The sequence below is a fragment of the Duncaniella muricolitica genome (assembly GCF_910574735.1).
GTDB classification, from domain to species: Bacteria; Bacteroidota; Bacteroidia; order Bacteroidales; family Muribaculaceae; genus Duncaniella; species Duncaniella muricolitica.
Map to the genome: position 1 here is coordinate 1 of NZ_CAJTCF010000112.1, position 8,207 is coordinate 8,207.

General features: G+C 48.4%; 9 protein-coding genes. All 9 read right to left on the minus strand.

All coding sequences use genetic code 11. The features are described 5' to 3' along the window. Positions 1 to 467: 467 nt before the first annotated feature. The 9 genes from QGT73_RS16275 to QGT73_RS16315 all read right to left on the minus strand — a co-directional run bounded on the left by QGT73_RS16275 (position 468) and on the right by QGT73_RS16315 (position 8,051). Positions 468 to 833 (minus strand): hypothetical protein, encoded by a 366-nt coding sequence (locus QGT73_RS16275; protein WP_123477112.1) that lies wholly within the window; start codon positions 831 to 833, stop codon positions 468 to 470. Positions 834 to 895: 62 nt separating this feature from the next. Beyond that, positions 896 to 1,498 carry a hypothetical protein gene (locus QGT73_RS16280; RefSeq protein ID WP_154956087.1) on the minus strand — a complete coding sequence of 201 codons (603 nt, stop codon included), beginning with the start codon at positions 1,496 to 1,498 and terminating at the stop codon, positions 896 to 898. Positions 1,499 to 1,686: 188 nt separating this feature from the next. After that, positions 1,687 to 2,634, minus strand: a complete 948-nt coding sequence (locus tag QGT73_RS16285; RefSeq protein ID WP_217968176.1) for a relaxase/mobilization nuclease domain-containing protein — start codon at positions 2,632 to 2,634, stop codon at positions 1,687 to 1,689. Further along, positions 2,631 to 3,017 carry a plasmid mobilization protein gene (locus QGT73_RS16290; protein WP_136408876.1) on the minus strand — a complete coding sequence of 129 codons (387 nt, stop codon included), beginning with the start codon at positions 3,015 to 3,017 and terminating at the stop codon, positions 2,631 to 2,633. Before QGT73_RS16290 ends, QGT73_RS16285 begins: the two co-directional genes overlap by 4 nt. 173 nt (positions 3,018 to 3,190) lie before the next feature. Continuing rightward, complete coding sequence (locus QGT73_RS16295; protein ID WP_217968174.1) at positions 3,191 to 3,589, minus strand: DUF3408 domain-containing protein; 399 nt, start codon at positions 3,587 to 3,589, stop codon at positions 3,191 to 3,193. Positions 3,590 to 3,684: 95 nt separating this feature from the next. After that, positions 3,685 to 4,767 carry a DUF6371 domain-containing protein gene (locus QGT73_RS16300; protein ID WP_280123136.1) on the minus strand — a complete coding sequence of 361 codons (1,083 nt, stop codon included), beginning with the start codon at positions 4,765 to 4,767 and terminating at the stop codon, positions 3,685 to 3,687. Positions 4,768 to 4,855: 88 nt separating this feature from the next. Further along, positions 4,856 to 6,223, minus strand: coding sequence for a DUF3987 domain-containing protein (locus QGT73_RS16305; protein WP_154956084.1), 1,368 nt, complete (start codon positions 6,221 to 6,223; stop codon positions 4,856 to 4,858). Positions 6,224 to 6,226: 3 nt separating this feature from the next. Further along, the gene (locus QGT73_RS16310; RefSeq protein WP_124075868.1) at positions 6,227 to 6,610 is read right to left on the minus strand and encodes a helix-turn-helix domain-containing protein; all 384 of its coding nucleotides are present in this window, start codon (positions 6,608 to 6,610) and stop codon (positions 6,227 to 6,229) included. A 187-nt stretch (positions 6,611 to 6,797) separates the two neighbouring features. After that, the gene (locus QGT73_RS16315; protein ID WP_123477096.1) at positions 6,798 to 8,051 is read right to left on the minus strand and encodes a hypothetical protein; all 1,254 of its coding nucleotides are present in this window, start codon (positions 8,049 to 8,051) and stop codon (positions 6,798 to 6,800) included. Between the last annotated feature and the right edge of the window lie 156 nt (positions 8,052 to 8,207).

Below are 8,207 nucleotides of genomic sequence, written 5' to 3' on the forward strand. Positions count from 1 at the left end.
TTTTTAGTGTTAAATTTTCATGCTAAACATCAGATTTTTAACGGATTAAACACTTGGCTCCTCGGAGCCGTTAACAAATTCTCAAAAAATAACCGAAGTATTGTACAATAATTCATAATAAAAAGCGGCAGCAAAATTAGCTACCGCATGACATTAATCGTTGGAACTTGTAATTAATGCTTACCGGAAGGCTTTGTCGAACAGGAGGGCCTTCCGCAGGGTTTCTTTGAGCAATCTGCCATTTGGAAGAAGCTCTTGACAAGAACAGTGGGTTTGTCGTAGTTCATAAACGAAAAATTTTATTGTTAAACGTATACAAAGTTACAAATTATTTCTTTGACTAGCAAATATCTGATGGAAAATGTGAACGTCTTATTTTAGTGGTCTCAATATAAGACACCCCGGCAAGAGGGTTGGTCTTGTCGGGGTGTCGGTCATGGGATTATGGGAGCGTTAGTAGTGTAGGGTCAGAGGCGATAGCAGGCGATGCGGCAGCCGGGGACTTGGTCGGTGGTGAGGGGTTCGTGGTTCTCGTCGGCGAAGTGGAGGAAGCCGTTGATCTTTGCGGTCTGCTGAAGCCAGTGGACGAAGGCGGTCATTTCAGAGCGGGCTGTTTCCTTGATGCCTCGGACGCTGATGTTGATGACGATGAGGGTCATGTCTGGGATTCCGAGGTGGCCTTCGGAACGTTCCCACAGACGGAACTGGATGTTTCGGCGGTTGTCGAAATAGTGGATACAGGCACCGACTGCGTTCCAGTCGAGTGATACGTCTTCGGGGTTGCCGCCGAACACATCGGCGACATAGGCACGCACATCAAGGTAAATGTCCATGATGGCGTTACGGGTTGAAAATTGAAGTGATTGCATTGTGATTTGAGATTGAAGTTTGTGAATTACCAAAAGAGATTGCCGGATTCGGGAGTCCAAGAGTCGGAGGGACGGAAATAGACGTGGGTACGGTCGGCGCGTTTGCGGCGTTCAAGCTGAATAGCCATCGTCTTGATGCTGTCTTGTTCCTGTTTGTCTCCGACCATCATGGCTTCTTCCCTGAGCATCATGTTACGGATCCCCTCCGCGTCATAGCTTACGCGCTCGTAGCGATAGAGCCATTCGACTTTCTGAAGATGGGCGTTCTCCTGATTGAGATGATAGCACCAGATGCCAAGCCCAACGGCAATGCAGAGAATGGCTATGACTACGGCATACGCCCACTTGGGGACTGCCGCCCATACAGCACCGTTGACGATGCTATACATCCTTTCCCGGAGTCTTTCCGCCGCGTCCTTCAAGCCCTCGGTCTGATGGCTGAACTCGCGGTTGATTCCTTCATGGAGTGCGTTCTTTACATTCTGGTCAAGCCCGTCCTTGAACATTGTTACAAAAGCCTCAGACAAATCTTTCGAGAAATCCGAGAAGTCGAGCTTTTGGGCGATGTCCTTTTTTTGCTGCTTCAATGCCGCCTCCACCGTTGTCTTTACAGATTCGTTGGTGGCCACATTACTGGGCAGCTCGACTTGAATCGTTTGTGGAGCAGTTGATACGGGCGTTGGCGTTTGCACTGGAGCGGGTGCTGCTACCAGCCGGGTATCAATCCCCACAAGTAAATCCTTGTTCTCTTGCGCGATTTTGAGAAGGCCGTCAATCTTCTCATCTTGTTTCTTGACGATGGAATACATGTCTGCCATTACAGTGATCTTCCTTTCTTCTTTTTGGGTTTTCTTTTCATTCTGCGTTCAAACTCATCTTCATCCGGATTATAGCCGGGACCGACTTGGAACAGCCCGCCAATAGCCTGACATCCGGTTTCGATTACATTCTCGACTACATTCGCAATCGGGGACTCCTTGACCTTTGCGGTGACTGAAATCGGAGTCGGTTGCTGTGGCTGTGCCTCTCTGATCCCGGTGTTTTGGGCAAAGAATTTGTCAAGTCGACTGTAGGAAAATGCACGGTCAATTTTCGAACCGTTGAAGGTAAATTCGCCGTCTGAGAAGCGTATGCCCTGCGGTTTGCCTGTGTCGCGGTCGTTGTAAAATTCGACCGTTATACCTGCCGGAGCGAGGCGGCGACGGAACTCGTCCCAAGATTTGCAGCGGTACATCGCCGCCTGAATCCTGGGCTTCATCTCGGCAATCGCGTCTTCATACAGTTTCTTTTTAGGCGAAAAAGTCAGTCCGTATTTCAGTTTGATAGCTTTGGTAGCATCACGGCTTTTGTCGAAATTGTTGCTCTCGTCGATGGCTTTACCATGGAGATTGACGCGATTATAGACGATATGGAAGTGCGGAGAGCCGGTTTTGAGATGGCGCACAATCAGATATTGTGTGTCTCGGATGTCCATTTGTTCCATATATTCCTTTGCCAGTTGCACCATGAAATCATCTGTTAGGCGTGGCAAATCCGCCTTGTCGAAACTCACGGCGATGTGTCCGATTGGTTTGCTGATTCTCTTGTTGAGACTCGCTCCGATGTCGAAACTGTCCACAATTCTGCGGTAGTCATTGCCAAGAATCCCGTCGGAATCTATCACTCGCCAAGTGTCTGGGGTGAACTGCTCCTTGTCGTGAAACTCACGCATGACGTAGCCAACAATATCGGCTGCGGCTCCTATTGCGAGTATTTTTGCTATCATAACAATGAGGAATTTGATGTTTTCAACTTGCCGAGTGTGGCTAAAATTCCATCGAGACAGGCCTCTGCCTTTCGCTTTGTCGAGGGCCATGCGTTAGCCTGACACGCCTTGACTTGAGCGTTCAGATTCTTGCCTTGATACATCAGTTCGCGTATCGCCTCGCGTTCAAAATCGGTGAGGCGACCGACAACGGAGAGCCGGAAGACGCAAATTCTAAGCAGCTCGGCAATGCTGACACCGGCAGCCGCAGCTTTGGCTTTCACCTCACGCTCCTCCGCATCGGTAAAATTCACGGAGACTTTTCGGTCTCTCTTATCACTGGATTCTTTCTTTGGTCGCCCACGGAGTTTCACACCGGGAGCGTCCTGATTGAACTTTCTCATTCGTTGGATTGGGGATGGTGACCGCAGGGAACAGAGAGCGTCCTTCGGGATGCGAGGGGTTTCGGCTGGGGAATTTTTTACCTCCCGAAACATACCCTTGCATCCCCAACTAATCCACTATCGTTTCTTAGTTGTGCGCTGACGATAACCGCTCCCTGCGGTCGGGTTATACGTTAGAGTTTGCGCCAGATTTCGATGTCGTCACCGTAGATGTCGAGATGCTCGGCAAGGATGGCATTGATGTAGCTGCCGACAGTAGTGTCGCGGTCACCGAGGATGCGGGCGATGCGTTCAAGCTTCTCCCATACGCTGTCATCGATGTTTACCGGATGACGCTTTGACAGCTTTGACGGCACAAGATAGGTTGCCTTGAACTCGGCGAAGTCCGATTTGCGCTGTTGCTTGCCGATTCGCTGTTGCTTCGGCGGCTCAGTTATGGCTGTTGCCTCGGTTGAAGTATGCTCGTTGCCAAACAGATTTTCATTGGCAACGGCGTTGGCAGTGGTGGTGCTGTTAACAGCGTTGTCGCTGTTGACTGCGGGATTGGAGTTGGTAGAGTTATCGGGTTGCATAATAATTTGGGGGTTAGAGGTTGATACTTGGATTTCGGGTGCATCGGTCAACTTGGTTGACTTGGATGCAGTGGTTGTGGATGTTTTTGTGGTTTTCATTGTTTTGAGGGTGTTGAGGTTTTGTTGATTGCATCAGTATCCGGGGTGTACCGTTCAACAGACACGAGGGTGAGTTGCAAGTCGTCGATGAGTTTCTGCAACATCGGATTTTTTCTAATCATAGTTTGCAGCACTGCCTGGTCGGGTTCGATTTGCAGGAGATAGTCTGCAATGTCAAGTCCTGCTGTTCGCTCGTTATCAGTGGCAACTTCTTCAAGGTAGTTGAAGATACTTGCCTCGATATCGAGACTGCGTAACAAATTCAGCTTCTGCCCCCACTGGTCGGTCGCGCCTATATCGGGATACAGAATTACCTGACGGCCTCGGAGAACATGGAGTGCATCAGTATTGAAGCATCCGTTTTTACCACCTGTTGCCAGCCATACATATTCCGGCAGATAATATGCTCCCACAAGTGAAGTCTTTTCGCTCTCGACAATGGCGACAGGCTTGCCTCTGTTCATCGGCAACAGATGTTCACCGAAGAAACACTGACGCAGATTGAAGTCAGGCAGTCGGAGCAACGAATGAACCCATGTTACATGGTTGAATGGCTCCTTCACGCGCTTGCCTGTCTCGGCATCGTAAAGCATCACCTTTCCGGTGCGAATACTACCGTTGATATCGGTCTGCCAGAACACGCATGATCCGGGCCAGTGCTTTGAGGTGCCTACACGATAGTCTTTCATCAGTCGTAGGGTTTCCTCGGCTCCGAACTTGGAGCGGAGGAACAGATAGATATTGTTCTTCTCATATCCGTGCAGAGTCTGTGCAACAGTCTCTGACGCGATGAAGGATGTCGGCTTTTGCTGCTCGGTCGGCTTGGCTCGCCATGCTGACTGAGTAGTGTAATCGCCGTGTAATGGCTTAGCCTCCGGATTGCGCTCAAAGTATTCCTTTGGTGTGAGATGGTAACCGCAACTCTGTTCATGGTCACACCTTCCGACATCGTCGGGAAACGAGATTTGTTTTTCGGTGTCAATATACCGGCTAAAACAACGTTTCTTGTGACAGGCGGGGCAACAGTGACGGCTTCCGACCCCTTTATAGGGCTGGAGAATGAATCGATGATTATTCATTGTCAAATTATGGGATTAAGATGGTGCGGTTCTTGCAGTTTCCGCAGTTTGGCGATTGAAACTGCTGAAACTGCGGATATTGCATGGGTCAAAGTTTGATGTATTTGCCATGCGAGGACTTTTGAAACAATTTTCCGAGGTTATTCTTCAAAAATTCCATAAAGGTGCGCTCTGCCATACCGTTCTCCATTGCCACGGCGATACCTCCCCCTGTCTCAAATTCTTGGGGCAATGCGGTGACGATGGCCAACTGCTGGGCAGTGAGCGACAACTCTTTTAGAATTGTCTGTACCTTTACGGCTGATTCCTTGAAATACTCGGCAAGAGAAATGGCACGTTCTACCGATATGAGGTCAATCATATCCTTTCCGGCATCATTGCACGCCCAGCGTGCCATCTGAATAATCAGACAGAAACGTATGGCATAGATTTGTAGCTTGCAGTAGATGCCGACAATGGTCTCGTTGGGCTCACGGTCGCAGATGTCCGACAGCTCATGTTGCCACTTGAACAGACGCACCATAGCTTCCTCGGTAAACGGTATGCTTACCGGCACAGTGTCGTTGTTTTCATCAACGGTACATTGCAATTCCATGAGCCTCGATAAAATGCGCTGCCATTCAGCGGCCACATCGAATGTCGGTTGCTTCATCGACCACCGGGTAGAAGTTTCGTGGCGGAGCAGAACAAACAGAATGCGGTCAATGAAACCGTTGGCAGAGCGTTCACCTTTGGCGAGTTCGGAAAGAATGCGTTTTTGCATCGTGCCGATAACGGATACAAACGGACGCTTGATGAAGATTGAGCTGCGCGAGCTTTTGCGGTCGGACATGGTAGGCTTGGCGCTGAACACCGACAGCCAGAATTGTTCCTCTGAGCCGTTATTGTAACGGTTGAAGTTCTTGACCCATGCCGAGAGTTCATCTGACAAGAGACATAGACCACGGCGATTCTGCGAATGGACGAGACTCAGACCTTCCGGGGTAATATCAGACACAAGAAAACGATGGCGGACAGGTTCACGGGGGCAGACCTCAATACCTTTTTCTGCACGTTCCTTCCGGCTCATGTCAAGTTGATCCTGATGTTCCAGATACTGTTTCTCGTAAATCCGGTTCTGCTCGTAGTCATGCTCCACAAACGGACGCATTGCAAAACTCAGCGGATGGCTCTTGTTGGCACCGGGTCTTCCGATGAGTGCCATATACAAGATAGCACTCTCGTCCCAGCCCTCTTTCATTCGCGCAAGATGCGTGTTGCCTATCGCTACCGACACTGCCACCAGCATAGCCGCCGCAACATAATCGACTGGAAATCCATAGCAGTCGTTCACCTCCCTGATGATACGTTGTATTTTGGAGGGATAGAGGCTAATGGGAAAACCGCCGCCTGTGATTGCGGTGCAATGGTCAATGGCCTTGTCGAGCACGAGCTGAGGAGTAATCTTATCGCTCATAGGCTAACGGCTCAAACAGTTTCGTCCGCCTGGGCGCAGACCTTTGTTCATCTCGGCAACCATTTCATCATACTTCTCCTGCTGAGATTTGGGCTTGCCGGATGCCATGTATTCGAGAAGCTCGCTCTTAATGAACCTCCACGACTTGCCGCCGGGATTCTTGTATGCCGGTATGATTCCGGCGCGAGCCTTTTCATAGAGAGTGTTCTTGCACTCTCCGAGTAGTTGACAGGCCTCCTTTGTGGTGATGAAAGGAGAACTGTCTTTTGATGGTGGAGCAAGCGCGTTGCGCAGCTCCCGTAGCTCATCTTGCAAGGCTGAGACTCGCTCGATGAGATAGACAACCGCTTCGGGCAGTCTGTCGAAAGTCACGGGTGTTGTGAACATGATGCAACCGAAACCTTAGGAAACCGTCATGCCAACGCGGCACGTCCGGGCTAAGATTTCGGTTGCAAATGTATAAGGAGAAAAAACAGAGAACAATGAGGTCTAATCCCTCTCAAAACGTTCTCCAAAACGTCTCCAAAGCCTCTCCTACTGGAGATATATGATTCTCCAATAGGAGATTGAAGTTTTATCCGGCAATAAGGTCGCCACAGTCGAGACTTCTCGAATCCTTACCACGTTCCATAGAGCGTTGAACGAACTCTGCCCACTCTTCGTCATTCATAGGCTCATCGTTGTCATTATCCATATCTCTATCCTCATCGTAGTCGTTAAGATTATCGTAATCGTCGCGTTCTTCATCTGCTGGTTCTTGGGCTTCCTCTGATTCGGCAATTTTCGATTTTTCTTCGGTAGAGATTGGTGGATCGGGTTTATAATATATGGGAGCAGCCGTTTTAGGGATTGTTTCCTTAACGACCTTTTCAGTGGCAGGCTCAATATTTGATGCTTCTGTATTTGCGGAAGTGGTTGTATCCTCCTCGATATTATAATCCGCTATCGTTAGACCTTTGTCAAAACGTTCCTCAATTTTGATTACGCCTTGAAGAGGATTTTGCTTGAGCTTCTTTGGTAGTTGATTATCTGAAAGACCATCAAGGTGGTAATGGAACGTGGTCTTTAGAAAATGGTTAATAAAATTATTAGGTTTGCCAAATAGTCTTCCCATGTTCCAGCCAAAATGCAATAATGCCCACTTCTCTATCGGTGATGCGACCTCGATTCTTGCAGCCGGTATATTAGCCTCGATTTCCTCCGGAGTACGTGAATCCCAGTTTGGAGACGATGCTCTTTGAAACAATCCCAAACGGAAAAACAGCTTTTCCAAATCACAAGGTTTGACATATGGACCTAGTTTCTCGGCGGTGTATTCGCAGGCAAACCGATATTTGGTGTCTTCCTGCGACTGTACCAGAGATGCGGCTGATTCCTTCATGTCATTTATGTTGAAGGATACGACTCCGGTCTCATCATGTTTCTTTAATGATGCTTCCGGCGGGATTGCCGTTTCTTGCCGCAATTTAGTTACAACATTAAGCATCATATCCTCAAAATCGCCACGAGATAAGGGCCTTTCTTTGGACTGTGGAGTGGATGAATTGATGTCAATAACCGGTTGCGATACAGGAATCTGCTGTACAATCTTCGCTTCCTTTTCTTCTGTTTCGCCGATTAGCGGCATATCTTTGCCTGAAAGAAATTCGACGAGCAAAGCATATAGTGCAAGTCCGGCGACAATGACAATTAAAAAGAAAACGTTAGCATTGAACTCTGATTCTCCTTTTGATAAAATAGAGTGGCGGATGGTCAGTGCTGAAAAAATATCAACAGCAATCACCAACACAAGCAACCATGGATGATGGCCTTTGAATAGGTCTTTCATTCGCGTAATTGTTTAATTGTATAGCCTTAAAAAATGATGAGTTATGGTAACTACTCAGGTAGGTTTGTCGTACTCCCCCATGCACAACTTCCCTCGTTGCAACCAACGAGAGTAAATCGTTTTTTTACAAAATATGAAGCTGTTTATAATGTCAGC

Coding starts and splice junctions, on each gene's coding strand:
- QGT73_RS16275 (WP_123477112.1), bottom strand. CDS start 833: ATGGACATTTACCTTGATGTGCGTGCCTATGTCGCCGATGTGTTCGGC.
- QGT73_RS16285 (WP_217968176.1), bottom strand. CDS start 2,634: ATGATAGCAAAAATACTCGCAATAGGAGCCGCAGCCGATATTGTTGGC.
- QGT73_RS16290 (WP_136408876.1), bottom strand. CDS start 3,017: ATGAGAAAGTTCAATCAGGACGCTCCCGGTGTGAAACTCCGTGGGCGA.
- QGT73_RS16295 (WP_217968174.1), bottom strand. CDS start 3,589: ATGCAACCCGATAACTCTACCAACTCCAATCCCGCAGTCAACAGCGAC.
- QGT73_RS16300 (WP_280123136.1), bottom strand. CDS start 4,767: ATGAATAATCATCGATTCATTCTCCAGCCCTATAAAGGGGTCGGAAGC.
- QGT73_RS16305 (WP_154956084.1), bottom strand. CDS start 6,223: ATGAGCGATAAGATTACTCCTCAGCTCGTGCTCGACAAGGCCATTGAC.
- QGT73_RS16310 (WP_124075868.1), bottom strand. CDS start 6,610: ATGTTCACAACACCCGTGACTTTCGACAGACTGCCCGAAGCGGTTGTC.
- QGT73_RS16315 (WP_123477096.1), bottom strand. CDS start 8,051: ATGAAAGACCTATTCAAAGGCCATCATCCATGGTTGCTTGTGTTGGTG.